Here is a 26,308-nt window from a genome sequence, read left to right as displayed (position 1 = left end):
TCGAGGACGGCTCTACAGATTTTCGTCAAGGACGAAGGTCGCGCAACGGTCACCGATCATGACCGCGGGAGCGTTGGTGTTGCCGCCGATGATCGACGGCATGATCGAGGCGTCGGCGACACGGAGTCCGTCGATGCCGCGTACGCGGAGCTGCGGGTCGACGACGGCGCGCTCGTCGACGCCCATCCGGCAGGAGCCGACGCCGTGGTAGATCGAAGTCGCCCGGTTGGTGACCTCGTCCTTCATGGCCTCGGCGTCGATCGCCTTGCCGGGGTGGATCTCCGACTTGACCTGGTCGCCGAATGCCGGGGCGGCCATGATCTCGCGGATCATCTCCACGCCCTCGAGCAGGACGCGCTTGTCGTCGGGCTCGGCGAGGTAGTTGAAGTCGATCAGCGGCTCGGCGGTCGGGTCCGCGTTGCGCAGCCGCAGCGTCCCGCGCGAGCGCGGGTAGATCAGCGACGACATCACTGTCAGTGCCGCTCGAGGGTCGACCTCGTGGCGGATCGGCGCGTCCTGGTTGGGGGAGGGGTAGGCCCAGGGGAGGACGTGCAGCTGCAGGTCGGGTACGTCGGTGGCCAGCGAGGTGCGTACGAAGCCGACCGTCTCGAAGACGGTGTGGCCGAGGATCGACCTGCCGACCGTCTGCTCCTTGAGGACCGCCTTGCCGAAGTAGCCGGCGGTGCCGCGGTGCAGCGCGGTCGGCATCTCCCAGGTGGTCGGCACGAACATGTGGTCGTGCAGGTTGTCGCCGACCGGCAGGTCGTGGACGGCCTGGATCCCGTGCTCGGCCAGGTGGTCGGAATGACCTATTCCGGAGAGCATCAGCAGCTGGGCGGAGCCGAAGACGCCCGCGGAGACGATGACCTCCTGGGTCGCCGAGATCGTCTGCGGACCCTGCCTGGTGAGGATCTCGACCCCCTTCGCGCGGCCGTTCTCGATCACGATCCTCGAGACGTGCACCTGGGTGAGCGTGGTCAGGCTAGCCAGCTCCTGGTCGTGGAGGTAGCCCCGCGAGGCCGAGTAGCGCAGCCCGTCGATCGCGCTCTGCTGGAACGTCGAGACGCCCTCCTGCTCGGCGCCGTTGTAGTCGTCGAGAACCTTCACGTCGAGGGTCTCTGCGGCGGCGCGCTGGAAGGAGAGCGACGCCTCGGTCGGCCGCGGGTGCTTCATGACCTTGATCGGCCCGCCCGCGCCGCGGTAGTCGGAGCCGCCGCCCTCGTAGTCCTCGACCCGCCGGTACGCCTCGTTGACCGAGTCCGCGTCCCAGCCGGTGTTGCCCTCGGCCGCCCAGGCGTCGTAGTTCGCCCTGTTGCCCCGGACCCAGAGCAGGCCGTTGATGGAGGAGGAGCCGCCGAGCACCTTGCCGCGCGGCTGAGGGAGCTCGCGGTTGCGGGCGTGCTGCTGGGGGACCGTGTGGTAGCCCCAGTCGACGAGCTTCTTCAGTCGCGGCTCGGCGTGGAGTGGGCCGATCATGCCGGGCTTGGTCACCAGGTAGTTGCGCCTGTCGTTCTTCCCGGCCTCGAGAAGGATGACCGACTTGCCGGCGGCCGCCAGGCGGCCGGCGACGGCACAGCCGGCCGAGCCGGCGCCGACGACGACGTACTCGGCCTCGGTGAGCTTGGACTTGGGCACGATCAGATCCTCTCGATGATCGTCGCGGTGGCCTGAGCGCCACCGGCGCACATCGAGACCAGCGCGGTGCTCGCGTCGCGGCGCTCGAGCTCGTGCAGCGCCGCGGTGAGCAGGCGGGTGCCGGTGGATCCGACCGGGTGGCCGAGCGCGATCGCGCCGCCGTTGACGTTGATCTTCTCCTCGGGGACCTGGTGCACCTTGGCCCAGGACATGACCACGCCGGCGAAGGCCTCGTTGACCTCGGCGATGTCGATGTCGCCGATGGTCATCCCGGTGTCCTTCAGCGCCTTCTCGGTCGCCTGGACGGGGCCGTCGAGGTGGTAGTAGGGATCGGATCCGACCAGGTTGGAGGTGACGATCCGCGCCCGAGCCTTCAGCCCGAGCGAGGCGGCGACCGCGGAGTCCATCAGCAGCAGCGCCGAGGCGCCGTCGGAGATCTGCGAGGAGGTGCCGGCGGTGTGGGTGCCGCCCTCGAGCACCGGGCTGAGCCCGGCCAGCTTCTCGAGCGAGGTGTCGCGGATGCCCTGGTCCTCAGCGACGGTGCGTACCTCTCCGGTGGGCTTGCCCTCGTCGTCGAGCATGGGGGCTTCGACGGCGAAGATCTGACTCTTGAAGTGCCCGGCGTCGCGCGCCTGGCGCGCCTTGACCTGCGACCAGAGCCCGAACTCGTCGACCTCGTTGCGGGAGAACCCGCGGTTCTTCACGATCCGGTCGGCGCCCTCGAACTGGTTGGGCAGATCGATGTTCCAGTCTGCGGGACGTGGATCGCCGGCGCCCTTGGGCACGTTGGCGCCCAGCGGGATGCGTGACATCGACTCGATGCCGCAGGCGATGCCGACCTTGATCTGGTCGGAGGCGATCATCGCGTTGATCAGGTGCGTGGCCTGCTGCGCCGAGGAGCACTGCGCGTCGATGACCGTGGAGCCGGTGTGGATCGGCAGCCCGGCGTGGAGCCAGGCGCGGCGGACCATGTTGTTGGACTGCTCGCCGGCCTGGGAGACGCAGCCGCCGATGACCTGATCCACCAGGTCAGGGTCGATCCCGGCGCGCTTGAGCAACTCGACCTGGGCGGCGCCGAGCAGGACACCCGGGTGCAGGCCCGCGAGCCAGCCCTTGCGCTTGCCGATGGGGGTACGGACGGCTTCGACGATGACGGGCGTGCCCATGGAACCTCGCTCTTCGGGGGGTTTCGACAAGTCGCTGGTGCGCGGGCGCGCACCGTCACGCCTGATGACGTGACACCGGTTACACTCGATTGTTCCAAAGTAGAACGTGTTCTCGTTTGGCGCAACCCTTGTGTGATGCTGGGCACTGTGTGAACATAAACTAGAACGTGTTACAGAAAAGACCTCGAAGGAGCACACCCGTGACCGCTCTCCCCGTGGATTTCGATCCGACTGATCCCGTGCTCAACGAGGAGCGCATCCCGCTCCAGGAGTTCATGGAGCTGCGACGTACGGCTCCGGTCTTCTGGATCGAGCAGAAGCCCGAGGCGCGAGCAGGGTTCCTCGACACCGGCTTCTGGGCGGTCAGCAAGCACGAGGACATCCTCGCCGTCTCCAAGGACAGCGAGAACTTCAGCACCAACGAGAACGGCGTCATCATCCGGTTCGCGCCGGACATGACTCGCGAGCAGGTCGAGCTGCAGCGCGCGATGCTGATCCACCACGACGCGCCCGACCACACCAAGCTGCGTCAGATCATCAGCCGCGGGTTCACCCCGCGCTCGATCAACGCCCTCAAGGAGCGCCTGATCGAGCGGGCCAACGGCATCGTCGACGACGCGCTGGCCAAGGGTGAGGGCGACTTCGTCTCCGAGGTCGCCGCCGAGCTCCCGCTCCAGGCGATCGCCGAGCTCCTCGGCGTCCCGCAGGCGGACCGGCGCAAGCTCTTCGACTGGTCCAACCAGATGCTCGCCTACGACGACCCCGAGTACGACGCCGACCCCGAGGCCGCCTCGATCGAGATCCTGACGTACGCCATGATGCTGGCCGCCGAGCGTAAGGCCGACCCCAAGGACGACATCATCTCCAAGCTCGTCAACGCGGAGTTGGAGGGCGGCGCGCTGGGCGATGACGAGTTCGGCTTCTTCGTCATCCTGCTCGCGGTCGCCGGCAACGAGACCACCCGCAACGCGATCTCTCACGGCATGCAGGCCTTCTTCGAGAACCCTGACCAGTGGGAGCTGTGGAAGAAGGAGCGGCCCGACACGATGGTCGACGAGGTGATCCGCTGGGCGACCCCGGTGACGGTCTTCCACCGCACCGCGATCAACGACGTGGAGGTCGGCGGCCAGCTCGTCAAGGCCGGGCAGCGCGTCGGGCTCTACTACGCCTCCGGGAACCACGACGAGGACGTCTTCGACGACCCCGACACCTTCGACATCACCCGTGAGCACAACCCCCACCTCGCCTTCGGCGGCCACGGCGCCCACTACTGCATCGGGGCCAACCTGGCGCGGATGGAGGTGCGGATCATGTTCGACGTGCTCGCCGACCGGATGCCCGACCTGAAGCCCAACGGCGCACCGCGCCGGCTGCGTCACGCGTGGATCAACGGCATCAAGGAGCTTCCGGTCACCTACGCCTGACCAGGGATCTTCACATTGGAGAAGTGGGGCCGGCGAAACGGATAACTCGCCGGCACCCACTTCTTCAGTGCTTCGTGGACCACCTCGTAGAGCCCCTGCTCGTACGCCTCCGTGGTCACCCACCAGCTGACGTCGACGTCGTAGGTGGCCAGCTCGTCGCTCAGCTCCTGCCGGATGCCCAGCGGATAGAGATAGGCGCACCCGACGTAGCCGAGTCCGGGCGTCTCCAGGACGTAGGAGAACGACTTGTTCTCCTTCCACTCGCCCTCGTGCCAGACCAGGTCGATGTAGTCGTCCTCCTCCGACGTCGGCCCCTCCGGCCACCCGCCACCCCGGGTCGCGTTGATGAGTTCGCGGTCGGCGTTGATGGCGCGTACGTCATCGGCCAGGCACTCGCGCGACAGCGGCCGCGCAGTCAGGTCGCCGTGGGTGAGCACCCGCGGCGCCTCGAACCCGTCCGGCACGACGAGCAGCTTGCTGAGCCCGGCATAGGTCATCGCTCTCACCCCCGCACGTTATCGGAGGCCGTGGTTGAGATGGACGGAACGGGAGTGGCGCGTCAGCGCATGGTCACGACGATCTTGCCCTGGTTCTCGCCGCTTGCGAGACGTGCGTACGCCGACACCGCCTCGCTCAGCTGGAACGTGCTGTCGATGACGGGCGTGACGACATCGCTCGTCACCAGCGCGGTGATCGCCTCGAGGAGTTCGCGCGACTGGGGCACGACGAGTACGCCGACATCCTTGCCGGTGCGTGCCTTGACGAGCGGGCGGGCAGGCAGGGCGGCGAGCAGGATCCGGGTCGAGCCGCCGACCATCCGGTAGGTGCCGCCCGCGCGCAGGGCGCGGTGGACGCGGAGTGGGGAGCGGTGGGCGACCAGGTCGACGATCAGGTCGTAGCGTTCGCGGTGGTCGGCGTGATCGGCCCAGTCCTCGGCCTCGAAGTCGACGGTGGTGCTCGCGCCGATCCGATGCATGAAGTCGGCCTTGTCGGCCCGGTCGACGGCGGTCACCTCGGCGCCCCGGGCTTTGGCCAGCCCGACGACGAGCGGTCCGCCCGCACCGCCCGCGCCGTTGACCAGCACCCGGTCGCCCGGATGCACTCGTCCTTCGACGGCGCGCCAGGCGATGCAACCGGCCTGCGGGATGGAGGCGGCTTCGACGTACGTCATTCCGGCCGGCTTGCGCGCGAGCAGCCGCGGCTTCGTGGCGACATACTCGGCCAGCCCGCCGCGGTAGCCGGCCAGCTCCCCGAAGACCTCGTCGCCGACGGAGAACTCGCTCACCTCCCGCCCTACCGCTGAGACCACACCCGCGATGTCGGATCCCGGCACCGGCTGTCGGGGTCGGCGCAGGCCGCCGACGCGCGAGTAGAACGGCGAGCCGGCGAGGTTCTCCCGGTCGGACCCGTTCAGCGAGCAGGCATGGACCTCGACCAGCACCTCGTCGGCGGTCGCCTCGGGCACCGGGAGATCAGCCATCTCGACCGCATCCAGCCCACCGTACGTTCTCTGGGTCAGCGCCAGCATCGCTGCCTCCTGTCTCGCGGAGCAACGCTAGCGCTCCGGCCGGAGGCCGACATCCGGTTTCGCCGGGGTCAGTCGCGGAAGAGTGGTGAGCGCTTCTCCTTGCGCGCGGCGGCTGCCTCCTCGAAGTTGTCGGTGAGGAGGCGGACCAGGAGCTGGCCGAGGCCCTCGCCGTGCATGTGCTGCTCAAAGCCCGCAGCGCTCTGCGCATCGATGAGCGTACGTTTCGTGAGCTCGACGCCCGGGCGGCTCCATCGGGTGATGGCGCTCGCGGTTTCCAGGCAGCTCTCGATCAGCTCGTCGTCGGGTACGACGCGGGACACCAGGCCGGCGAGCGCGGCCTCGTCGGCGTCGATGTCGCGTCCGGTCAGCATCCACTCCGCGGCGCGGGAGGAACCGACGGCCCGGGGGAGCAGGTAGGAGAGCCCCAGCTCACTGGCGGTGAGGCCGTTGTTGATCCCGGCCGCGCGGAAGTACGCCGACGAGGCGGCCACCCGGATGTCGCAGGCAAGCGCCAAACACAGCCCGCCGCCGATCGCGGCGCCGTTGACCGCCGCGATGACCGGCTGATGCATGGTGCGGAGTGTGAGGATCAGGTCCTCCAGGATCTCCATCGCCCGCAGCGCCACCGACACCGCGGTGAGCCCCTCGATCCCCGGCATCCGGCCTTTCTCGCCGCTCTGGTCCGCACCGGAGCAGAAGCCGTTGCCGGCCCCGGTGAGGATCACCGCACGCACCGAGTTGGCCGCCGAGATCTCCTTGAGGCGGGCGACCAGCGGCACGATCACGTCGAACGCCATCGAGTTCATCCGCTCCGGCCGGTTGAGCCGCACCACCGCGACGTCCTCGGTTGGGTGCTCCATCTCGACATACGCCATCTCAGAACTCCTTCAGCACGCGTCGAGTCGGCTCATCAGGACGAGCCGACTCGACGAGGTCAGTTGGTCGGGGGCTGTGATCCGACGACCCACATCGAGAAGAACTGCGACCCGCCGCCATAGGCGTGCCCGAGCGCCCGGCGGGCGCCGTCGACCTGGTGCTCGCCGGCCCGGCCCCTGACCTGCAGGGCGGCCTCGGCGAAGCGGAGCATGCCGGAGGCGCCGATGGGGTTGGAGGAGAGCACGCCGCCGCTCATGTTGACCGGGAGGCTGCCGCCGATGGCGGTCTCGCCGGCCTCGGTGAGCTTCCAGCCCGAGCCCTCGTCGGCGAAGCCGAGGTTCTCGAGCCACATCGGCTCGAACCAGGCGAACGGCACGTAGATCTCGGCACAGTCGATCTCGCGGGCAGGGTCGGTGATCCCGGTCGCCTTCCACAGCGCCGCCGCGGCCTCGCGACCCGCCTGCGGATTGACCTGGTCGCGCTCGGCGGCCGAGGTGGGCTCGGAGCGCATCACGGTGCCGTGGATCCAGGCGGGCGCCTCGTACGTCTTGGCGACGTCCTCGGCGGCGATCACCATCGCGCAGGCACCGTCGGAGGACGGACAGGTCTCGTCGTAGTGGATCGGGTCCCAGAGCATCTGCGACGCGAGCACGGACTCGACCGTGGTGCCCTCGTTGTGCAGGTGCGCGTAGGGGTTCTTCAGTGCGTTGTTGCGGTCCTTGGCGGCGACGATCGCGCCGATGTGCGAGGGCGCGTTGGCGCGGCGGATATAGGAGCGTACGTGCGGGGCGAAGTAGCCGCCCGCGCCGGCATGCACCGGCATCACGAACGGGATCGGCACTGAGAGCGCCCACATCGCGTTGGACTCCGACTGCTTCTCGAAGGCGACGGTGAGGACGCGTCTGTGGACGCCGGCCTGCACGAGCGAGGAGGCGACGATCGCGGTCGAGCCGCCGACCGAGCCGGCGGTGTGCACGCGCAGCAGTGGCTTTCCGGCCGCGCCCAGCGCCTCGGCGAGGTAGAGCTCGGGCATCATCACGCCCTCGAACAGATCCGGTGCCTTGCCGATGACGATGGCGTCGACCTCGTCGAGGGTCAGCCCGGCGTCCTCGAGTGCCCGATCCATCGCCTCACGGCACAGCCCGGCCATCGAGACGTCCTCGCGCTTGGCGCGGTGGTGGGTCTGGCCGATCCCGATCACGGCCGCGGGAACCTTGCTCACTTGCCACTCCCGTTCTCTTGGGCTTCCATCACGCACACGAGGTTCTGCTGCAGTGCCGGACCGCTGGTCGCGTGGCCGAGCACCTTGTCGGCCGACCCGTCCCAGATCCGCTTGGCCGCCTCGCCGATCCGGATCGCGCCGGCGCTGAACATCGGGTTGGCGGCGAGCGCTCCACCCGAAGGACTGATCTGTACGTCATCACCCAGTCCGAGCGCCGAGCGCAGCACGAGCTCCTGGTGGCTGAACGGCGCGTGCAGCTCGGCGACCTGGACACCCGCGGTCCCGCCCACGGCAGCCGCTGCCCGCTGGGCCGATCCGGAGATCGTCAGGTCGCGCGTGCCGAGGTGGAGACCGTCGGAGCTGTGCGCGATCCCGGTGATCCAGGCCGGACGCTGGTTGGCGTCGTACGCCCGGTCGCCGGCGGCGAGCACGATCGCGGCCGCGCCGTCGGTCACCGGAGCGCAGTCGTGCTTGCGCAGCGGGTCCGCGAACATCGACCGGGCGAGCAGCTCGCTCACCGAGGAGCCGCCGGCCCGGACGGCGTACTCGTTCTTCTCCGCATCCGTCAGCGACCGGTTGACGACCTCGGCCAGCGCGGTCTCGTCCCAGAGCCCGGCGTCGAGCCCGAGGCGCGCCTGGAGCGCGGCCAGGGAAACGGTGTCGGGCCACAGCGGCGTCATCGTGTAGGGGTCGAGCTGCAGCGTCAGCGTCCGGCGCAGCACGCCCGCGGACGCTTTGCCGAAGCCGAAGACCAGCGCGGTGTCGACCTCGCCGGTCTGGATCTTGATCCAGGCCTCGTACAGCGCCCAGGCGGCGTCCATCTCGACGTGCGACTCGTTGACCGGCGGCAGCACCCCGATCGCGTCGATCGCGCTCACGAACGAGAACGACCTTCCGGCCAGGTAGTCGGACGAGCCCGAGCACCAGAACCCGATGTCCTTCTTGGCCCATCCGGTCTGCTCGTAGCACTCGGCCAGGATCGGCACGAGCAGCTCGGCCATGCTCGGCGACCCGTCGAAGTCCTTCATCTGTCGCTGGGCGAACCCGACGACGGCAACGTCTCTCACTGAGCGCTCCTCACAGGTGGTGCTTGTAGCTGTCGAAGTCCGCGTCCGGCTCACCGGTCGGCGCGAAGTGGCTGATGTTCTCGATGCTGGTGCCCCACTCGTCGCGCGGCTTCCAGACCGCCTCGACCCGCATCCCCATCCGGACCTCTTCGGCCGGGATGTCCAGGATCAGGTGCTGCAGCGCGATGTCGGCGCCGTCGAGGAGGACGTACGCGGAGACGTACGGAGGTTTGATCTTCTGTCCCAGGAACGGGACGTTGACGACGCAGAAGGTGGTCACCGTGCCGACCTGGGAGAGCTCGATCTCCTCCGCGGTCGGCACTCCGTCGGTCGGGCAGGCGCCGCGCGGCGGGACGTAGACCTTGCGGCACTTCGGGCAGCGCTGGCCCAGGATCCGGCCCTCGGCCAGGCCGCGGAAGAACGAGGACTCCTCCGGCGAGGCCGCGTAGTGGTAGTCGAGGCTGACCGGGGTCACGATCCGGCTCACTGCGGTCTCGCTGGTCGAGCCGCCGGAGCCGCTAGGCGGAGGCGTGTCGAGACCAACAGAGTCGGCGACGAACGTGAGGTCGTTGACCGACCCGGTCCGCTCATCGGCCCATCTGGCGCGGACCCGCATCCCGGTCTCGATGTCGTCGGGGGAGGCGACGTCGACGGCGTGCAGCCACGGGGTGTCGGCGCCGTCGACGGTGATCAGGGCGTACGCGAACGGCCTCTCGAACGGCTGGCCGGCGACGGGCTCGCTGACCCAGGTCCAGGAGGTGACCGTGCCGGTGTCGGGAAGCTCGACGAACTCGGTCACGGCCTGGTGGGTGGCCGGGTCGTACTCAGGGGGTGGGACCGCGACTCGACCGTCGCCGAGGCGGCCGCCGACGATGGTGGTGTCTCGTAGTCCGGTGAGGAAGCGGCCGATCACCGGGCCTGTGGATCTGGTGTAGTCGAAGGCGACCGTCACGGGTGCCTGAAGAGTGCGACTCATGGTAGAAAGTGAAACACGTTCTAGTATTGGCCACAACCCGTACGCCCTGCCGATCGGCGGCGGAGCCGCGGACGAAGGAGTCGATGAGAGTGAAGCTGGGGCTACAGCTTGGCTACTGGGGAGCACAGCCACCGACCGGCGTCGGGGAGCTCGTCGCCGCCGCGGAGGAGGCCGGGTTCGACGCGATCTTCACCGCCGAGGCCTGGGGGAGCGACGCGTTCACGCCGCTGGCCTGGTGGGGCCGGGAGACCTCCCGGGTCCGTCTCGGCACCTCGATCGTGCAGATGTCCGGACGTACGCCGACGTCGATCGCGATGCACGCGCTGACCTTCGACCATCTCTCCGGCGGCCGGTTCGTCCTCGGGCTCGGCGTGAGCGGCCCGCAGGTGGTCGAGGGGTGGTACGGCCAACCGTTCGGCAAGCCGCTGGCCCGGACTCGTGAGGTGGTCTCGATCATCCGGCAGGTGCTTGCCAGGGAGGCTCCGGTGACCAACGCCGGGCCGCACTACCCGCTGCCCTTCACGGGCGAGGGGTCGGTCGGGCTCGGCAAGCCACTCAAGCCGATCGTGCACCCGCTGCGCGCCGACATCCCGATCTGGCTCGGCGCCGAAGGCCCCAAGAACGTCGCCCAGACCGCCGAGATCGCCGACGGCTGGATCCCGATCTTCTACACCCCCAGGTCCGCCCCGATGTACGCCGACTGGCTGGCCGAGGGCTTCGCACGACCAGGGGCGCGGCGTACTGCCGACGACTTCGAGATCGCCGCGACCTGCCACCTGCAGATCGTCGCGGACGCGGAGGAGAAGCAGGCCGCGCTCGAGGCGATGAAGCCGTTCGCGGCCCTCTACATGGGCGGGATGGGCGCCAAGGAGCAGAACTTCCACAACCAGGTCTTCGAGCGGATGGGCTACGCCGAGCTCGCCGGGCAGGTCCAGGCGCTCTACCTGACCGGCGAGAAGGAGAAGGCCACCGCCCTCATCCCCGACGAACTCGTCGACGACCTGCACATCATCGGCACCGAGGGCGAGGTACGCGACAAGGTGGCGCAGTGGGAGCAGACCGGTGTGACCACCCTGCTGCTGAGCCTCGGCTCGGCCGCCGATGTCCACCGCATCGCGGACGTGCTCGGATGATGCGCGCCACCAGCGACGGCAGGAGACGCTGAGTGGGCATCTATGTCGTCACCGGCTCGGCCTCCGGGATGGGAGCCGCGGTGGTGGACCGGCTGCTCGCCGCGGGGCACCGCGTCGTCACGGTCGACCTCCACGACGCCGACGTCGTCGCGGACCTGTCGACGGCAGAGGGCCGGCGTGCCGCCACCGAGAAGGTCCTGGCCGCATCCGACGGCCGACTCGACGGCGCCGTCCTTGCGGCTGGGCTCGGGCCGGCGCCGGGGCGCGAACGGCCCGCGCTGATCACCCAGGTCAACTACCTCGGCGTCGTCGAGCTCCTGGAGGGCTGGCGCGAGGCGTTGGCGGCCACCGGGAACGCCAAGGTCGTGGTCTTCTCCAGCAACTCGACCACGACGATGCCTCTGATCCCGGGCCGGGCGGTGGCCGCGCTGCTCGAGGGCGACGCGGAGCGGGCGCTGAAGGCGTACCGGATCTTCGGGAAGCAGGCGCCGGCGATGGCCTACGGCGCCTCGAAGGTCGCCGTGACCCGTTGGGTGCGGCGGCGCGCGGTCGAGCCGGACTGGGTGGGATCGGGGATCCGGCTCAACGCGATCGCGCCGGGCGCGGTGCTGACGCCGCTGCTGGAGAAGCAGCTCGCGACGCCGGGGGAGGCGAAGGCGATCAGGTCCTTCCCGGTCCCGGCCGGCGGCTTCGGCGACCCGGGGCTGCTCGCCGACTGGGTGATCCACATGCTCGGCCCCGCGGCCGACTTCATGGTCGGCAGCGTCGTCGTGGTCGACGGGGGCAGCGACGCCTGGTTCCGGGCCGACGACTGGCCGCGGCCGGTGCCCGGGCGGCGGCTGAGGGGCTATCTGCGCAGGATGCGCGAGTTCAGGAAGGTGCGCGCATGACCGACTCCACGACCGACCCGCTCGCTCCGGCGACGCTGGGTCCGGTGACCCTGCGCAACCGGGTGATCAAGGCGGCGACCTTCGAGGGTGCCTCGCCCGGGGCGCTGGTCTCCGACCGGCTGATCGACTACCACCTCGCCGTCGCCGAGGGCGGCGTCGGGATGACCACGGTCGCCTATCTCGCGGTGTCCCCGGAGGGACGTACGCATGCCGACTGCATCTACTGGCGCCCGGAGGCCCTGGCCGGGCTGCGGCGGCTGACCGAGGAGGTCCACGCGACCGGCGCCAAGATCTCGGCCCAGATCGGTCACGCCGGTCCGGTGGCCAACGCCAAGTCCAACGGGGTGCCGTCGCTGGCGCCGACGCGGTCCTTCAACGCGCTCGGGATGGCGTTCAACCGCGCCGCGACCGCGGCGGACCTCGCCCGGGTCGTCGAGCAGCACGGCGCCGCGGCTCGGATGGCGGTCGAGGCCGGCTTCGACGCGATCGAGGTGCACCTGGGCCACAACTATCTGCCCAGCTCGTTCCTCAGTCCGCGCCTCAACTCGCGCACCGACGAGTTCGGCGGGTCGCTGGCCAACCGGGCCGCGTTCCCGCGCCGGATCCTGGCCGCGGTACGGGAGGCGGTAGCCGATGTGGGTGGTGGTCAGGTCGCCGTGCTCGCGAAATTGAACATGCGCGACGGCTACCGCGGCGGGTTCGACCTGCCCGAGTCGGTGGAGTTCGCGCGCCTGCTGGAGTCCGATGGTCACCTCGACGCGCTCGAGCTCACCGGCGGCTCCTCGTTCATGAACCCGATGTATCTCTTCCGCGGCGACGCTCCCTATCGCGAGATGGCCGCCAACATGCCACTGCACCCGGTGATCAGGATCGGCATGCGGATGGTGGGGAAGGGCTTCTTCAAGGAGTACCCCTACAAGCCGCTCTACTTCCTCGACAGCGCCCGCGAGTTCCGCCGCGCCCTGAGCATGCCGCTGGTCCTTCTCGGCGGGGTCACCGACCTGACCGGGATGCGGACCGCGATGGACGAGGGCTTCGAGTACGTCGCGATGGCCCGCGCACTGCTCCGCGAGCCGGACCTGGTCAACCGCCTCCGGGCCGATCCCGCGACCGTGTCGCGATGCACCCACTGCAACCTGTGCATGTCGACCATCTATCCGGGGACCCATTGCCACCTCGACACCGAGCACGTCTACCGTGAGGCGCATCCGATCCAGGAGACGAGGACCTAGATGTCGATGCACTACGGACGCGCCCACCACCCGCAGGCTCCGGCCGGATACGTCCACGACGACATGACCGACGCCGAGGTCAAGGAGCGGGAGGCCACCCTGGTCCCGCTGACTGACTCGGTGCGCAGGCTCGTCGACGCGGTCGTGCGCACCCAGGTCCCGGATGCGGTCCTCGATGACGTACGCCGCCGGGTCGAGGCGCTGACCGACGAGCTGCTCGCCGAGGCGCTGCCGGGCCCGCACGGGGTCCGGTTCGGAGCGGACGGTGGCTTCCGCAACTACGGCAACCCGGTGGTCGGGAAGGGCAACGCCTTCGCCCCGCCGCTGGCCGTCCAGCGCGACGGCGAGGACGTCTGGGCCGACTTTTCGCTCGGGCCGGCCTACGAGGGCCCGCCTGGACTGGTCCACGGCGGTGTCTCGGCGCTGATCCTCGACCAGCTGCTCGGCGAGGCCGCCTCGGCCGGTGGTCGCCCTGGGATGACCGGCACCCTGACGATCGTCTACAAGCAGGGGACCCCGCTGGGTCCGTTGCGCGGGGAGGCTCGGATCGAGTCGACCGAAGGAGTGAAGGCGGTCGTACGTGGCCGGCTGCTCACTCGGCCGGCCGACGGCTCCGAGCCGGTGGTGTGCGTCGAGGCGGAGGGGATCTTCATCCTGCCGCGCTGGGCACGCGAGGCGATGGCCGCCGCCGACCGGGACCACGTCGGCGACGCCTGATCGGCCGGCAGCACCCCTAGAACACGTTCTACTTTCGCGGTAGGGTGCGGGCATGGATACCAGCCGCATCGGTCCCCACAACGGTCATCTGATGGTCTCGGCGCTGGAGCGCCACAAGAACCGTCCGATCATGATGGTCTCGACAGGCTCGACCTCCGATGCTCCGGTGAGTCTGACCGGGGCGGAGGTGGCGGCGCGGATCAGCCAGTACGTCCAGGCCTTCGAGGCGCTCGGCGCCGGCACCGGCTCGGCGACCGCGCTGCTCGCGCTCAACCGTCCCGAGGTGCTCTTCATCCTCGGTGCCGGTCAGACCCAGGGGTTCCAGCGCACGTCGCTGCACCCGCTGGGGAGCGCGGAGGACCAGGCGTACGTCATCAACGACGCCCAGATCACCGGTCTGATCATCGACCCCTACTTCGCCGACCGTGCCGTCGAGCTGCTGAAGATGTGCCCGGGGCTGAAGCGGGTGCTGACCATCGGGCCGGTCCCGCCGCAGTTGGCCGATATCGGAGTCGACCTCGTCGCCGCCGCGGAGACCTATCCGGTCGAGCCGCTCGCCGCGAGACTGCTGCCTCCGAACCATGTCACCTCGATCACCTACACCGGCGGGACGACCGGGAAGCCGAAGGGAGTGATCGGGCTGTCCGGGTCGTTCGCGACGATGACCCAGGTGCAGCTCTCGGAGTGGGAGTGGCCCGAGGCGCCCCGCTTCCTGATGTGTACGCCGCTCTCGCATGCCGGCGCCGCCTTCTTCGTGCCCGTCGTGATCAAGGGCGGCACCCTGTTCGTGATGCCGAGGTTCGACCCGGCCGCCGTCCTGGAGACCATCGAGCGCGAACGGATCTCCTCGCTCATGGTGGTCCCGACGATGCTCTACGCGCTCCTCGACCACCCCGACTCCCGCACCCGCGACCTGTCCTCGCTCGAGACCGTCTACTACGGCGCCTCCGCGATCAACCCGGTACGCCTGGCCGAGGCGATCGAGCGGTTCGGCCCGATCTTCGCCCAGTACTACGGTCAGTCCGAGGCGCCGATGGCGATCACCTACTTCGCGAAGGGCGACCACGTCGATGACGACGGGAAGCCGCTCACTCATCGGCTCACCTCCTGCGGCCGGCCGTCCGCCCTGGTCCGTACGGCCCTGCTCGGCGCGGACGGCCAGCCGGTCGCTCCTGGCGAGCCCGGCGAGATCTGCGTCGCCGGACCGTTGCTCTCCGGTGGCTACTGGCAGCTGCCCGAGGTCACCGCCGAGACCTTCCGGGACGGCTGGATGCACACCGGCGACGTCGCCCGGCAGGACGAGGACGGCTTCTGGTACATCGTCGACCGCACCAAGGACATGATCGTCACCGGCGGCTTCAACGTCTTCCCCCGTGAGGTCGAGGACGTCATCGCGACCCATCCCGCGGTCGCCCAGGTCGCCGTCATCGGCACCCCGCACGAGAAGTTCGGCGAGGCCGTCACAGCCGTCGTCGTCGTACGCCTCGGATCGGCTCTTGATGATGCGGTCGTCGCCGAGATCCAGGCCCTGGTCAAGGAGCGGAAGGGCTCCGTCCAGGCGCCCAAGTCGGTCATCGAGATCGACGCGATCCCCATGACCGCCCTCGGCAAGCCGGACAAGAAGGCCCTGCGGGCTCGCTACGCTGACTCCTGATGACAGGCGCGACGGCAACGGGCTATGGGGTCGTCACCAAGACCCTGCACTGGCTGAGCGTCGCAGCCTTCGCGCTGCAGTTCGTGGTCGGCTACGCGATGTCGACTGATGCCGACTGCGACCCGCTGGGGGAGGACCGCAGCGGCGGTGACACCTCCGACGCCGAGGAAGAGCGTCTGGACCGGCTCGAGGACGCATGCGAGGCCCGGGAGGCGGACCCGCTCGACGCTGCCTGGTCCGAACTGTGGGGTGGCGGCATCGGTGTCGACGGCATCAGCCTTGCTGAGCTGCACATCCTGCTCGGCCTGTCGATCCTCGTGCTCGGCGGTTTCCGGGTGGCCTGGCGCATGATCGCCTCGCTGCCGCCGTGGTCACCGCGCCTTACCGCAGCTGACCGCCGAGTCGCCCATGTCACCGAGCGGGCACTGCTCACTCTGATGTTCGTCGTCCCGATCACCGGCCTGGCACTGGTGGCGTTCTCCGACGACCTGGTCGCGCTGCACGTGGCAGCCCACATCGCCTTCTTCGTCGCGCTCGGCGCCCATCTCCTGCTGGTGCTGCGTCGCGGGCTGCTTCCCCGGATGCTTCCGGGGGCTGCGTACGTCCGGCGGGACCGGGGCTGAGCCCGGTCCGCCTCAGCGGCCCTTGAACTCGGGCTTGCGCTTCTCCAGGAAGGCCTTGGGGCCCTCCTTGGCGTCCTCGGAGGCGAAGACGGCGGCGCCCACCTTGGCGTCGTCGGCCCAGGCCTCCTCCTCGTGCTTGCCCTCGGACTCGCGCATGGTGCGGAGGATCGCCTGGACGGCCAGAGGCCCGTTGGCGGCGATCATGTCGGCGAGCTCGTGGGCCTTCTCGAGCGCGGTGCCGTCGGGGACGACGTGGCCGATGAGGCCGAGCTCCTTGGCCTCGGGGGCGAGCAGCGTACGTCCGGTCAGCAGCAGCTCAGCGGCGACGGTGTAGGGGATCTGGCGGGGGAGACGGACCGCGGAGCCGCCCATCGGATAGAGCGACCAGCGGGCCTCGGCGACGCCGAACTTGGCCGACTCGCCGGCGACGCGGATGTCGGTGCCCTGCAGGATCTCGGTGCCGCCGGCGATGGCGGGGCCCTCGACGGCGGCGATCAGCGGCTTGGTGAGCCGGAAGCCCTTGAGCAGGCCCTTGATCACCGTCGGGTCGAAGCCCTCCTCGAACGACTCCGAGGGCGGCTTCTCGTCGGCCTTCTTCAGGTCCATCCCGGCACAGAAGTAGCCACCCGCGCCGGTCAGGATGCAGACCCGGATCTCCGGGTCGGAGTTCACCCGGTCCCAGGCGCCCTCCATGATCCGCAGCATCTCGGAGGAGAGGGCGTTGCGTCGCTCGGGACGGTTCATGGTGACGATGAGCTTGTGGCCGTCCTGCTCGACGATCGCGTGCGGCTGAGCAGAAGATTCTGTGATCGGCATAACATCAGACCCTAGCGGAAAACTGAAACGTGTTCTAGTCTCGCAGTCATGGCGCTGAACCTTGCTGACCTCTTCGAACACGCCGTCGACGCCGCGCCTGAGAAGGTGTCGGTCCAAGTCGGCGACCGCAAAGTGACTTACGCAGAGCTCGAGCGTGAGTCCAACAAGCTGGCCCACTACCTGGCCGGCCAGGGGATCGGGAAGGGCGATCACGTCGGGCTCTACTCCAAGAACTCCGTGGAGCACGTCGTGGCCCTGCTCGCGATCCTCAAGATCCGGGCCGTGGCGATCAACGTGAACTTCCGCTATGTCGCCGGCGAGCTGGAGTACCTCTTCGGCAACGCTGACCTCAAGGCCCTGGTCCACGACCGTGTCTACGCGCCGCTGGTCGCCGAGGTCGCCCCGAAGGTCGAGAGCCTGACGACGTTCGTCGCGGTCCCGAACCCGCTCGAGCCCCACGACGACTCCGATCTGAGCCCGTTCGGCGGCGTCACGCTCGAGGAGGCCCAGGCCGGGCAGTCCGACGCGCGAGACTTCGGCGAGCGCAGCCCCGATGACATCCATGTCATCTACACCGGCGGCACCACCGGCTTCCCCAAGGGCGTGATGTGGCGCCACGAGGACTTCTGGCGCGTGCTCGGCGGCGGCATCGACTTCATGACGGGTGTGCCGCTGGAGGAGTACGACCAGTCCAAGCAGGCCGCCGGCGACGGGCTCATCACCCTTCCGCTCAGCCCGCTGATGCACGGCGGTGCCCAGGCGAGCCTGCTGATGCACCTCTTCGCCGGCCAGGTGACGATCCTGGAGCCGAAGTTCGACCCGGTACGCACCTGGGAGATCGTCGACCGCGAGAAGGTCCAGATGATGTTCATGACCGGTGACGCGATGGCGGTGCCGCTCATCGACGCGTACGAGGCCGGTCCCGGCAACGGGCAGAGCTTCGACGGGCAGTCGCTGTTCGCCATCGCCTCCTCGGCCGCGATCTTCTCCAAGTCGGTCAAGGAACGCTGGATGAGGGCCTTCCCCAACGCGGTCTTCACCGACTCGATCGGCTCGACCGAGACTGGCTTCCAGGGCACCGGCCTGCAGGACGCCTCCGCGCTCTCGACCGACGGCCCCGTGGTGACCGCGGGTGCCCACACCGCGGTGATCGGCGACGACGGCCACCCGCTCGACCTCGCCACCGACGTCGGCAAGATCGGCCGCACCGCCCGCAAGGGCCACGTGCCGGTCGGCTACTACAAGGACCCCGAGAAGTCGGCGAAGACCTTCATCGAGATCGACGGCATCCGCTACGCGATCCCAGGGGACTACGCCCGGGTCGAGACCGACAACCGCCTCACCCTGCTCGGACGAGGCTCCAACTGCATCAACACCGGCGGCGAGAAGGTCTATCCCGAGGAGGTCGAGGCCGCCATCAAGGCGCACCCCGACGTCTACGACACGCTCGTCGTCGGGATCCCGGACGAGCGCTACGGCCAGGCCGTCGCGGCGGTCGTCCAGCCGCGACCGGGCGCGACCATCGAGCTCGAGGGGCTGCGTACGTTCCTGCGGGCTCACCTGTCCGGCTACAAGCTGCCGCGTGCACTGACCATCGTCGACGAGGTGCCCCGCAACGCCACGGGCAAGGCCCAGTACCCCAAGGCCAAGGAGATCGCCCTGGCCACCCAAGCGACCGCAACAGAGCAGGACCCCGAAGGAGCAAAGGCATGATCCGTACGGCACTGTGCGAGGCGTTCGGGATCGACTACCCGATCTTCGCCTTCACCCCCTCGGAGCACGTGGCCGCGGAGGTCTCCAAGGCCGGCGGGCTGGGCGTGCTGGGCTGCGTACGCTTCAACGACGCCGAGGAGCTCGACCGCACCCTGACGTGGATGGATGAGAACACCGACGGAAAGCCCTACGGCGTCGACGTGGTCATGCCGATGAAGGTGCCGACCGAAGGCACCTCGACCGACCTGTCCGCCTACATCCCGGCGGAGCACACCGAGTGGGTCGACAAGACGCTGCTCTCCCTCGGGGTACCGCCGCTGCCGGAGGGGGAGGGGCGCGAGGGCGTCCTCGGCTGGCTGCACTCGACCGCGCGCTCGCACGTCGACGTCGCGCTGCAGCACCGGCCGGTGCTGATCGCCAACGCGCTCGGCACCCCGCCCAACGACGTGATCGAGAAGGCCCATGAGCGCGGGGTCAAGGTGGCCGCCCTCGCGGGTGCCCCGAAGCACGCGGTCTCGCACGTCTCGAACGGCGTCGACATCATCGTCGCCCAGGGCTACGAGGCCGGCGGGCACACCGGGGAGATCGCCTCGATGGTGCTCCAGCCCGACATCGTCGACGCGGTAGGGCCGGACGTGCCGGTGCTGGGTGCAGGCGGGATCGGCTCGGGTCGCCAGATCGCCGCGTCGCTGGCGCTCGGCGCGCAGGGTGTCTGGACGGGCTCGATCTGGCTCGGGACGAGCGAGTATCGCAACCTCAACGCCCACGCCGGCTGGGAGAGTGCCTTCACCCGCGCCACCTCCGCCGACACCCGCCGGATGCGGATCTACACCGGCAAGCCCGCTCGACTGCTGAAGTCGAAGTGGACCGACGCCTGGGAGGCCGAGGGCTCGCCGGCGCCGCTGCCGATGCCGCTGCAGAACCTGCTCGTCTCCGACGCCCACAACCGGATCAATGCCGCCGGCGATCCCGAGGTCGTCGCGATGCCGGTCGGGCAGATCGTCGGCCGGATGAACGAGGTACGCCCCGTCGCCGCGGTCATGGCCGACCTCATCGCCGAGTTCGAGGCCACCGTCAAGCGCCTGGACGCGATCGCCGAGGGATAGTCCGCAACCTCACGAAGGCGCCGGCTCGTCGACCGAGCCGGCGCCTTTCTTCATGTCGTGGTTCTGCCGCGCCTTATCTCAGCGCGCTATCGCACACTCTGGTTGCTGACGCCGCTACCGCACACCACGACCCCGCCACTGCGGCGGGAGTGGCACTGACAGGATGGCCGCGTGACGATCTCGAGCTACGTACGTGACGGACTCACCTTCGACGTGATCGACTCGGGCCCCGCCGACGGCGACCCGGTCGTGCTCCTGCACGGCTTCCCGGAGCGCGCGACCTGCTGGCGTGAGGTGTCACCGATCCTGCACGATGCCGGCTTCCGCACGATCGCCCCGGACCAGCGCGGCTACTCGCCGGGTGCCCGGCCGCGTACGCGCCTCGGCTACGGCGCCGGCCGGCTGGTCGAGGACGTGGTGGCGCTCATCGACGAGATCGGTAGGCCGGTGCACCTGGCCGGTCATGACTGGGGGAGTGCGGTCGGTTGGGGAGTGGCTGCGAAGCGCCCCGACCTGGTCCGCAGTTGGACCGCGATGTCGGTGCCGCACCCGGTCCCGTTCGCCCGGTCGATGAAGGGCCCGCAGCGGCGCAAGTCGACCTACATGGCACTCTTCAACATCCCGCTGCTGCCCGAGCTGGTCTCCGGGCGAGGCGGCCGGATGGAGCGGATGATGCGGGGAAGCGGCTGGAACGACGAAGACGTCGAGCGGTTCCGGGAGGAGATCGTCGACTACGGCGCGCTGCCCGGTGGTCTGGGCTGGTATCGCGCCCTGCCTCTGGCCCCGCGCTTCGGCCGCGTCTCGGTGCCGACGACGATGCTCTGGAGCGATGGCGACGTCGCGATCGGCCGGACGGCCCTGGAGGGCAACGAGGACTCCGTCACCGGTCCCTACGAGTTCATCGCGCTGACCGGGGTCAGCCACTGGATCCCCATCAAGGCCCCCGAAGCTGCCGCGTCGGCGATCCTCGGCACGATCGCGAAGGCTGCGTAGCGCCGTGAGTGGTCTGCCGACCCGGATCGCGGTGGCGGGCGTGTCCGGCTCCGGGAAGTCGACCCTCGCCAAGCGCATCAGCGAACACCTGGACATCCCGTACATGGAGCTCGACGCGCTTCATCATGGACCTGCTTGGACTCCGCGACCCGAGTTCGTCGACGACGTCAGGGCCCTCGTCGCGAGGCCGGCGTGGGTGAGCGAGCTTCAGTACGCCGCCGCGAAGCCGCTGATCCTCGAACGTGTCGAAGTCATCGTGTGGCTTGACGTTCCCACGCCGTTGACGATGTATCAGGTGATCCGCCGGACGCTGGTACGCCGGGTGCGTCGTACGGAGCTGTGGAACGGCAATGTCGAGCCGCCGCTGCGATCGATCTTCACCGATCGCGAGCATGTCGTGCTGTGGGCGTGGAAAACTCGCAACAGGCTGCGTGTGGAGCTCCCGGATCAGGTGGCCGCCCATCCTGGCGTGAGGCTGATCCGGGTGCGGTCGCACCGCGCAGCCCGCCGGTGGCTCGCCTCGATGACCGAGGCGAGCCCCGTCGCCTGACGTCGATTGCCTGGACTCGTCATGACGGCCGCAGCCGTCATCCGGTTCAGCCGACGGTCGGAGAGGTCGACCGCGGCGTGGTGTCGCGAGCCGTGATCGCATCGCGGACACCGTGGATCGCGGTGCGGATCATGTCGCCGTACGACCCTTGCGGGAGCGCGACGGAACGTTCCGTCGCCTTGCCGATGTGCTCGGCTGCGAGGTCGAAGGCGGCCAAGCGGCGGAGGTTGTCGGCGATGTTGAGGTGCAGGCTGGGATAGAAGCCGGCGACCTGAAGACCGGCATCGTGCTCCTGGGCGCGCTCGTCGGTGAGCGCGTCGGCGGCGTCGAGGGCGCGTACGTCCCAGACCAGCGCCTCTGCCGGGTCGGCGTAGAGGTCGGCGAGATAGTGGGCCAGTGTGCACCGGTGGAACGGGTCTCCCAGCACGCCGACGTCGCGCCAGATCGCGAGCAGCTCCTGCCTCGCCCCGGCGACGTCGCCTTCACGGCCGAGGGTCACAGCAGCGGTGATGGCAGCCATCGTCGGGTCAGCAGCAGTCGTCCTGGTCATGGCCCGATCCTGAGGCTTCGAGCGGCTTGAAGGTCAAGGAGTTGAGTACGCAGGCTCATCACGCCGCGCTCCAGGGGCGCGAGACTCGTCGCATGCTCGCCTTCGACAGTCCGGTCAGCACCCGCTGGCGCATCACTCGCCAGCGGTGGTCACCGTTCGCCACCGCGCTGGCGTCCGTCGTCGTGGTTGTCGCGCTCGGGAAGCTGGTCATGAACTGGCTGGATGTCTATCTGGTCTTCTTCGGCGATCAGCCCGAGGTCGACCCCTCGAACATCACTGCCTACCGGGTCTGGGGTGCGATCGCTGTCGCGGCGCTCCTCTGTGGCGTAGTCGCCCATGCCCTCAACCGGCGTCGGCGTGTGCTCGGGTCGTTCTGGCAGGCGCTCCTGGTCGCCTGTGGGACTGGGATCGTGGTGATCTCCTACATCCCCGGCGCGGTTCATCTGCCGGCGCCGGAACACGTGGAGGACGGCTACAGCGCCCCACCCTGCTACTCGGGCGGCGACAACGACGAGTGTGTCGGTGGCTGACGCTGCCTGCCGTCGGACCGGCGGCCGTCAGGTGCGGTCGTGGAGCGTGATCTGGTAGCCATCGGGGTCGGCGAACGTGAACGTGCGTCCGAAGGGGCCGTCGATCGGCGGAGAGACGATGGCGTGGCCGTCGCCGACGAGAGCCTCGTGAATCGGCTGGACATCTGTGGCATGCAGCCAGATCGCGGCACCGATGCCGGGCTGGGCGACGGATGCGAGATCGGTGCCCGGGACGACCTCGCGAAGCGCGAACGCGATGGGCTTCGTCTCGAAGACGACGGCGTGCGGGGGCCCGGCCGGCGAGCGGACGAGGCCGAGGTAGTGCTCGTAGAACGCCTGCGACGCGTCGAGGTCGCGCGCCTGCAGCGAGATGAAGTCGGGTCCGGTGACGGGCATGGATGCTCCTTGAGTTGTGTCAGTTATCTGACACAACGAACTATGTCAGAATACTGACATGAGTCAAGAAGGGGTCGACCTGGACAAGTCGCTGGGCTACCTGCTGAAGGAGGCGTCGAGCGCCCTGCGTACGTCCATGGAGGACGTGCTGCGCCCGCTCGGGATGAGCGTGACGCACTACGCCTGCCTGGAGCTGTTGGCCCAGCGACCGGGTCTGTCGAACTCCGAGCTCGCGCGTGGCGCGTTCGTCACTCGGCAGACGATGAACGTCCTGCTCCGCTCCTTGGAGCGAGGCGGTGACGTGACCAGGCCGACGGAGGCGCCTGTCGGAAAGGTCCTCCCCACGCAGCTCACCCCCCAAGGCAGGCGGAAGCTCGAAGAGGCCACCGTCGCGGTCCGTTCTGTCGAGTTCAGGATGTTGACCGGCATGACCCCGGCCGATCAGTCCGACGCGTTCCGGATCCTGCAAGGCATGATCGATTCGCTACGCGATGGTGGCGAAGGCGCCTGACCGACCCACAGCTGCGGGGAGGCTACGAGCGGCCCCCCGAAGCCCGCCAGAGCGCGGTGGCAAGCCACAAGGACGCGACGGCGACGAGTACGCCCCAGACGATCCGCCCAGCGTGCGGAAGGAAATACTGGGGGAGCATGGTGGCCAGGAGCGCAGCGAGCGGGACGGCGCTCCAGCGGGGCAGGGAGCCCGAGCGCCAGACCGCGATCGCGGCGAGCACGGCAGCGACGGCAACGAGCAGCAGCCCGATCGTGAAGACGGTCACCGCAGTCGGATCGAGGCGGAAGTCGTTGCCCACCTCGGTCAGGCTGGGGTCGCCGTCGGCCACAGCGCGCTCACCGATGGCCCTGAGTCCGTAGACCTCGGCGCCGTAGTAGGAAATGGTCAGACCGGAGCCGATGTAGCCGATGACGGCGGCAAGATATGCGGTCCTCTCCTGTGGTGTGTCGTCGAGGACGTGACGGATCGCGCCATAGCCGAGCGGGATGAGAATGAGGCCGACGATGGCACTGATGTGCGCGATGCTCCAGCCGGCGGAGGCCCAGGCCGCCGCTCCGTCGAGCGTGGTCTCGTCGGCACGTGGGGCAACGGCCTCGTAGACGACAAAGAGGACACCGGCGATCGCAAGTGCGACGGCGCCCAGCTGGGTGCGGCGGTCGGGGGAGACGTGGGGGACGGTCACTGCGGAGCTCCTCGGTGAAGACTGTGAGAGCAGTGCTCTTGATTGCGAGCGATGATGACACGCATCCGCCTGCGCCGCACGAGATTTGACCGGCCTTCGTCCAAGACCGATCCCGGCCGCCCTCTCGCACGTGGCTGATAGGCCGCAGCGCTATCGCACACTGTGGTTACTTGGCGCGATACCGCACAGACAGCCGCGACGAAGATGTGGCGCGTCCATGCTCGCGTGTCCAACAGGTGGGGCGGAGATGATGCCCAGGTGATCTTCCACAGCGCGGCCGGCGAGATGGACAGCCCGGCCCGCGATGTACCGGTCTCGATCTATCGCCACCGCCGCGGTCTGCTACTGGTGCCGATCTTCGCGATCCTGGCACTTCTATGTGCGTCTGGTGAAGCGGATGTCGCCGTTGGGTAGGCGTTCGTGGAGGTATGCGGCGTCGTGGGCGCGGTGGTGGTGATGACTGCAGAGCAGGGCGGCGTTGTCGAGGTCGGTTGGGCCGCCTTGGGCCCAGGCGATCCAGTGGTGGGCCTCGGCCCACGTGCCCGGGATGTCACAGCCCTCGGCCTCACACGTCGCCGACCTGAGCAGGAGCGCACGGCGTTGGGACGCGGTGAAGAAACGTTCCTTGCGCCCGAGATCCAGCAGCTCCGAGGCACCCCCAAGTACGGCGGGGATGATGTTGGCGGTGCAGGCCAGCCGCCTAGCCTCGGCAGCGGTGATCGGGCTGCCGCCGACGATCTGGGCGATGCCGGCCTCGGTGCGGAGCTGGCCGAGATCGATGGTCACGATCACCGTGGTGGCGTCCCCGCCGTGGATCGGGAGCCGGGTCGGGTCGAGGGTCTCGAGCATCTGGCACAACGCCCGGCCCAGCCGTCGGTCGTAGGGCAGGTAGTCGCCGGTCTCGGTGCGGGTGCCGTCGTCGCGCCGGGGTGAGGCGAACGCCTCCAGGTTGGTGGCCAGCCGGTCGGCTGCCGCGTCCGGGATGACCGCGGTGACACGGGTGGTGCCGTCCCCGAGCCGGCGCATAGACAGCCGGGTCTTCTTCCGCGCGTGGGCCTCCTCCGCGGCGAGCCGTCGGGCTTCTTCGGCCTCGGCGATCTCAGGGGCGATGACGTCGAGGATCCGGCGGCCCAGGCGGCGCAGCTGGGGGGGGCGAACCGGGTCGCATAGCCGACCAGGGCCTCTTCGGCCTTCGTCTTGATCTCGGGATCGAGATCGGCAGGAAGCTCATCGAGCGCGTTCACGATCACGGCAGCTTGGGCCGGGTTGCAGTCGCCGGCGCGCATCGCCGCCGCGACCAGCCCGTAGGAACGGTCCAGGGCCTCGGCGAGGCGGAGGTCAGCGCGGAGGGTCTCGGGGCGCTGGTGGGTGTGGTGATGCAGCCACGCCGCCACATCTCGGGCCCCGGACTCAGCCGTGACGTCGTCAGCGGTAGCGATGACCCGGAGCTCGAGCTCAGCCAGCTGGGCTTTCGCGCGGGCGATCTCGAGCAGGGTGGCGGCCTTCTGGTCGGTGGCCATGAACGAAGGGTTCGCCGCCGTAACCCCATCAAGCGCGGCAGTGATCGCGACCACGGCCCCGAGCACGGGGTGTTGTGGCTGTTGCAGCGTGGTCATCACGGTCACCTCCCGACGTACGAACTCAAGGGTTTCTGCCTGTGCAGAATCCCGGTTGGTTCGCTGGTCTCGGAGGCCCGGCAGTACGGGCTATTACTTACCCTCGCAGCTCGGCGGTCACGCCCCTGGTTCCCCTGGATTACCCGCCATCCGTTGTGTCTCGGATGGATAGGGCACGCCTCTTGAGAGGTGGTCGGCCTTCACGTTTACGCCTGCGCCGAGCCTACCACACAACGCAAAGTCAAAGCCACGGAAATAGCTCGAAACCCAATCAGGGACAGATATCCCAATCCCAAACCCAGACCGCTGCTGGAAGCCCGCAAGACAGCCACATCGCACCCACCCCAGGCACCCTGCTCTAAATCTCCCAACCCGAACAACGTATTGGCCCCACCCGTGCTGGAACCCGACACGAGACCAAACAGACACACATCAAGCCGACCCACCCGAAGGCGGCCAGCGAAGATTCGCAAACCGCCCGACACCGACACGTCTTCCCCATTGCGCGGAGCAGTGCTCGAGCCGCCTCGCGAGGCCGGGGGAGGGCCCATGCGCCGCGCCGGCACCCATGTTCCGGACGGAGCGCAGGGCAGTGGCGACCGTGACGAGGACACAGTTTCGTGGGTGAGTGCGGTTTCGAGCAGCGCGCCAGAGCACAACCCGTTGGTGCCCATGCAACCCGCAGTCGGTCCGCCTCGGCGT

26 protein-coding genes and 1 pseudogene are annotated in these 26,308 nt (G+C 69.0%); 13 read left to right on the top strand and 14 right to left on the bottom strand.

What is annotated here, in order from left to right:
- Positions 1 to 12: 12 nt before the first annotated feature.
- Together ACFWQC_RS04985 and ACFWQC_RS04980 are read right to left on the bottom strand one after the other, a co-directional pair.
- Positions 13 to 1,635 carry a GMC family oxidoreductase gene (locus ACFWQC_RS04985; RefSeq protein WP_378673907.1) on the bottom strand — a complete coding sequence of 541 codons (1,623 nt, stop codon included), beginning with the start codon at positions 1,633 to 1,635 and terminating at the stop codon, positions 13 to 15.
- Positions 1,636 to 1,637: 2 nt separating this feature from the next.
- Positions 1,638 to 2,801 carry a steroid 3-ketoacyl-CoA thiolase gene (locus ACFWQC_RS04980; protein ID WP_378673904.1) on the bottom strand — a complete coding sequence of 388 codons (1,164 nt, stop codon included), beginning with the start codon at positions 2,799 to 2,801 and terminating at the stop codon, positions 1,638 to 1,640.
- A gap of 200 nt (positions 2,802 to 3,001) precedes the next feature.
- On the opposite strand from ACFWQC_RS04980, the gene ACFWQC_RS04975 reads away from it, so the two are divergent.
- A complete protein-coding gene (locus ACFWQC_RS04975; protein ID WP_378673900.1) occupies positions 3,002 to 4,225 on the top strand; it encodes a cytochrome P450 in 1,224 nt (407 codons plus the stop codon).
- On the opposite strand, the gene ACFWQC_RS04970 is transcribed toward ACFWQC_RS04975, so the two are convergent.
- The 6 genes from ACFWQC_RS04970 to ACFWQC_RS04945 form a co-directional block, all read right to left on the bottom strand.
- Positions 4,216 to 4,722, bottom strand: a complete 507-nt coding sequence (locus tag ACFWQC_RS04970) for a GNAT family N-acetyltransferase (protein WP_378674477.1) — start codon at positions 4,720 to 4,722, stop codon at positions 4,216 to 4,218. The genes ACFWQC_RS04975 and ACFWQC_RS04970 overlap by 10 nt on opposite strands.
- 62 nt (positions 4,723 to 4,784) lie before the next feature.
- A complete protein-coding gene (locus ACFWQC_RS04965; protein WP_378673898.1) occupies positions 4,785 to 5,753 on the bottom strand; it encodes an NAD(P)-dependent alcohol dehydrogenase in 969 nt (322 codons plus the stop codon).
- 68 nt (positions 5,754 to 5,821) lie between these two features.
- Complete coding sequence (locus ACFWQC_RS04960; RefSeq protein ID WP_378673895.1) at positions 5,822 to 6,628, bottom strand: enoyl-CoA hydratase; 807 nt, start codon at positions 6,626 to 6,628, stop codon at positions 5,822 to 5,824.
- Positions 6,629 to 6,687: 59 nt separating this feature from the next.
- The gene (locus ACFWQC_RS04955; protein ID WP_378673892.1) at positions 6,688 to 7,851 is read right to left on the bottom strand and encodes a thiolase domain-containing protein; all 1,164 of its coding nucleotides are present in this window, start codon (positions 7,849 to 7,851) and stop codon (positions 6,688 to 6,690) included.
- The gene (locus ACFWQC_RS04950) at positions 7,848 to 8,918 is read right to left on the bottom strand and encodes a thiolase domain-containing protein (protein ID WP_378673889.1); all 1,071 of its coding nucleotides are present in this window, start codon (positions 8,916 to 8,918) and stop codon (positions 7,848 to 7,850) included. Before ACFWQC_RS04950 ends, ACFWQC_RS04955 begins: the two co-directional genes overlap by 4 nt.
- 10 nt (positions 8,919 to 8,928) lie before the next feature.
- Positions 8,929 to 9,894, bottom strand: coding sequence for a Zn-ribbon domain-containing OB-fold protein (locus ACFWQC_RS04945; protein ID WP_378673886.1), 966 nt, complete (start codon positions 9,892 to 9,894; stop codon positions 8,929 to 8,931).
- An 83-nt stretch (positions 9,895 to 9,977) separates the two neighbouring features.
- On the opposite strand from ACFWQC_RS04945, the gene ACFWQC_RS04940 reads away from it, so the two are divergent.
- Genes ACFWQC_RS04940 through ACFWQC_RS04915 form a run of 6 tightly spaced genes read left to right on the top strand, consistent with a single transcriptional unit; the run spans position 9,978 to position 16,143 of the window.
- A complete protein-coding gene (locus tag ACFWQC_RS04940; RefSeq protein ID WP_378673883.1) occupies positions 9,978 to 11,027 on the top strand; it encodes an LLM class F420-dependent oxidoreductase in 1,050 nt (349 codons plus the stop codon).
- A 32-nt stretch (positions 11,028 to 11,059) separates the two neighbouring features.
- Positions 11,060 to 11,917, top strand: a complete 858-nt coding sequence (locus ACFWQC_RS04935; protein WP_378673880.1) for an SDR family oxidoreductase — start codon at positions 11,060 to 11,062, stop codon at positions 11,915 to 11,917.
- Positions 11,914 to 13,149 carry an NADH:flavin oxidoreductase gene (locus tag ACFWQC_RS04930; protein WP_378673877.1) on the top strand — a complete coding sequence of 412 codons (1,236 nt, stop codon included), beginning with the start codon at positions 11,914 to 11,916 and terminating at the stop codon, positions 13,147 to 13,149. Before ACFWQC_RS04935 ends, ACFWQC_RS04930 begins: the two co-directional genes overlap by 4 nt.
- Positions 13,150 to 13,866 (top strand): PaaI family thioesterase, encoded by a 717-nt coding sequence (locus ACFWQC_RS04925; RefSeq protein ID WP_378673874.1) that lies wholly within the window; start codon positions 13,150 to 13,152, stop codon positions 13,864 to 13,866. It abuts the gene before it with no gap.
- Positions 13,867 to 13,918: 52 nt separating this feature from the next.
- Positions 13,919 to 15,520 (top strand): fatty-acid--CoA ligase FadD8, encoded by a 1,602-nt coding sequence (fadD8, locus tag ACFWQC_RS04920; protein ID WP_378673872.1) that lies wholly within the window; start codon positions 13,919 to 13,921, stop codon positions 15,518 to 15,520.
- Positions 15,520 to 16,143, top strand: a complete 624-nt coding sequence (locus ACFWQC_RS04915; protein ID WP_378673869.1) for a cytochrome b — start codon at positions 15,520 to 15,522, stop codon at positions 16,141 to 16,143. Before fadD8 ends, ACFWQC_RS04915 begins: the two co-directional genes overlap by 1 nt.
- Before the next feature lie 12 nt (positions 16,144 to 16,155).
- Here the strand turns inward: ACFWQC_RS04915 and ACFWQC_RS04910 are convergent, their stop codons facing one another.
- Positions 16,156 to 16,959, bottom strand: coding sequence for a crotonase/enoyl-CoA hydratase family protein (locus tag ACFWQC_RS04910; RefSeq protein ID WP_378673866.1), 804 nt, complete (start codon positions 16,957 to 16,959; stop codon positions 16,156 to 16,158).
- A 48-nt stretch (positions 16,960 to 17,007) separates the two neighbouring features.
- Between ACFWQC_RS04910 and ACFWQC_RS04905 the strand changes: the two genes are divergently transcribed.
- The 4 genes from ACFWQC_RS04905 to ACFWQC_RS04890 all read left to right on the top strand — a co-directional run bounded on the left by ACFWQC_RS04905 (position 17,008) and on the right by ACFWQC_RS04890 (position 21,321).
- A complete protein-coding gene (locus ACFWQC_RS04905) occupies positions 17,008 to 18,672 on the top strand; it encodes an acyl-CoA synthetase (protein ID WP_378673863.1) in 1,665 nt (554 codons plus the stop codon).
- Positions 18,669 to 19,778, top strand: a complete 1,110-nt coding sequence (locus ACFWQC_RS04900) for an NAD(P)H-dependent flavin oxidoreductase (RefSeq protein ID WP_378673860.1) — start codon at positions 18,669 to 18,671, stop codon at positions 19,776 to 19,778. The genes ACFWQC_RS04905 and ACFWQC_RS04900 overlap by 4 nt, the downstream gene beginning before the upstream one ends.
- A 171-nt stretch (positions 19,779 to 19,949) precedes the next feature.
- Positions 19,950 to 20,771: an alpha/beta fold hydrolase gene (locus ACFWQC_RS04895; RefSeq protein WP_378673857.1), complete on the top strand. Its 822-nt coding sequence runs from the start codon at positions 19,950 to 19,952 to the stop codon at positions 20,769 to 20,771.
- 4 nt (positions 20,772 to 20,775) lie between these two features.
- The gene (locus tag ACFWQC_RS04890) at positions 20,776 to 21,321 is read left to right on the top strand and encodes an AAA family ATPase (protein WP_378673855.1); all 546 of its coding nucleotides are present in this window, start codon (positions 20,776 to 20,778) and stop codon (positions 21,319 to 21,321) included.
- A 46-nt stretch (positions 21,322 to 21,367) separates the two neighbouring features.
- Here the strand turns inward: ACFWQC_RS04890 and ACFWQC_RS04885 are convergent, their stop codons facing one another.
- Complete coding sequence (locus ACFWQC_RS04885; RefSeq protein WP_378673852.1) at positions 21,368 to 21,871, bottom strand: hypothetical protein; 504 nt, start codon at positions 21,869 to 21,871, stop codon at positions 21,368 to 21,370.
- Positions 21,872 to 21,912: 41 nt separating this feature from the next.
- Between ACFWQC_RS04885 and ACFWQC_RS04880 the strand changes: the two genes are divergently transcribed.
- A complete protein-coding gene (locus tag ACFWQC_RS04880) occupies positions 21,913 to 22,401 on the top strand; it encodes a DUF6234 family protein (RefSeq protein ID WP_378673849.1) in 489 nt (162 codons plus the stop codon).
- Positions 22,402 to 22,428: 27 nt separating this feature from the next.
- Here the strand turns inward: ACFWQC_RS04880 and ACFWQC_RS04875 are convergent, their stop codons facing one another.
- The gene (locus tag ACFWQC_RS04875) at positions 22,429 to 22,797 is read right to left on the bottom strand and encodes a VOC family protein (RefSeq protein ID WP_378673846.1); all 369 of its coding nucleotides are present in this window, start codon (positions 22,795 to 22,797) and stop codon (positions 22,429 to 22,431) included.
- 58 nt (positions 22,798 to 22,855) lie between these two features.
- On the opposite strand from ACFWQC_RS04875, the gene ACFWQC_RS04870 reads away from it, so the two are divergent.
- The gene (locus ACFWQC_RS04870; RefSeq protein WP_378673843.1) at positions 22,856 to 23,308 is read left to right on the top strand and encodes a MarR family winged helix-turn-helix transcriptional regulator; all 453 of its coding nucleotides are present in this window, start codon (positions 22,856 to 22,858) and stop codon (positions 23,306 to 23,308) included.
- 22 nt (positions 23,309 to 23,330) lie between these two features.
- Here the strand turns inward: ACFWQC_RS04870 and ACFWQC_RS04865 are convergent, their stop codons facing one another.
- From ACFWQC_RS04865 to ACFWQC_RS04855, 3 genes and pseudogenes are all read right to left on the bottom strand, one after another.
- Complete coding sequence (locus ACFWQC_RS04865; protein ID WP_378673841.1) at positions 23,331 to 23,990, bottom strand: hypothetical protein; 660 nt, start codon at positions 23,988 to 23,990, stop codon at positions 23,331 to 23,333.
- Positions 23,991 to 24,365: 375 nt separating this feature from the next.
- Positions 24,366 to 24,539 (bottom strand): HNH endonuclease, encoded by a 174-nt coding sequence (locus ACFWQC_RS04860; RefSeq protein WP_378674474.1) that lies wholly within the window; start codon positions 24,537 to 24,539, stop codon positions 24,366 to 24,368.
- A 90-nt stretch (positions 24,540 to 24,629) separates the two neighbouring features.
- Positions 24,630 to 25,510, bottom strand: a pseudogene (locus ACFWQC_RS04855) (DUF222 domain-containing protein); the annotation flags it as partial.
- Positions 25,511 to 26,308: the final 798 nt, after the last annotated feature.

Origin of the sequence: Nocardioides sp. NPDC058538 (genome assembly GCF_042719275.1) — a bacterium.
In the GTDB taxonomy this organism is placed as follows: Bacteria; Actinomycetota; Actinomycetes; order Propionibacteriales; family Nocardioidaceae; genus Nocardioides.
The sequence above is the reverse complement of the archived record's forward strand: the minus strand, read 5'-3'. Positions and strand labels throughout refer to the sequence as shown.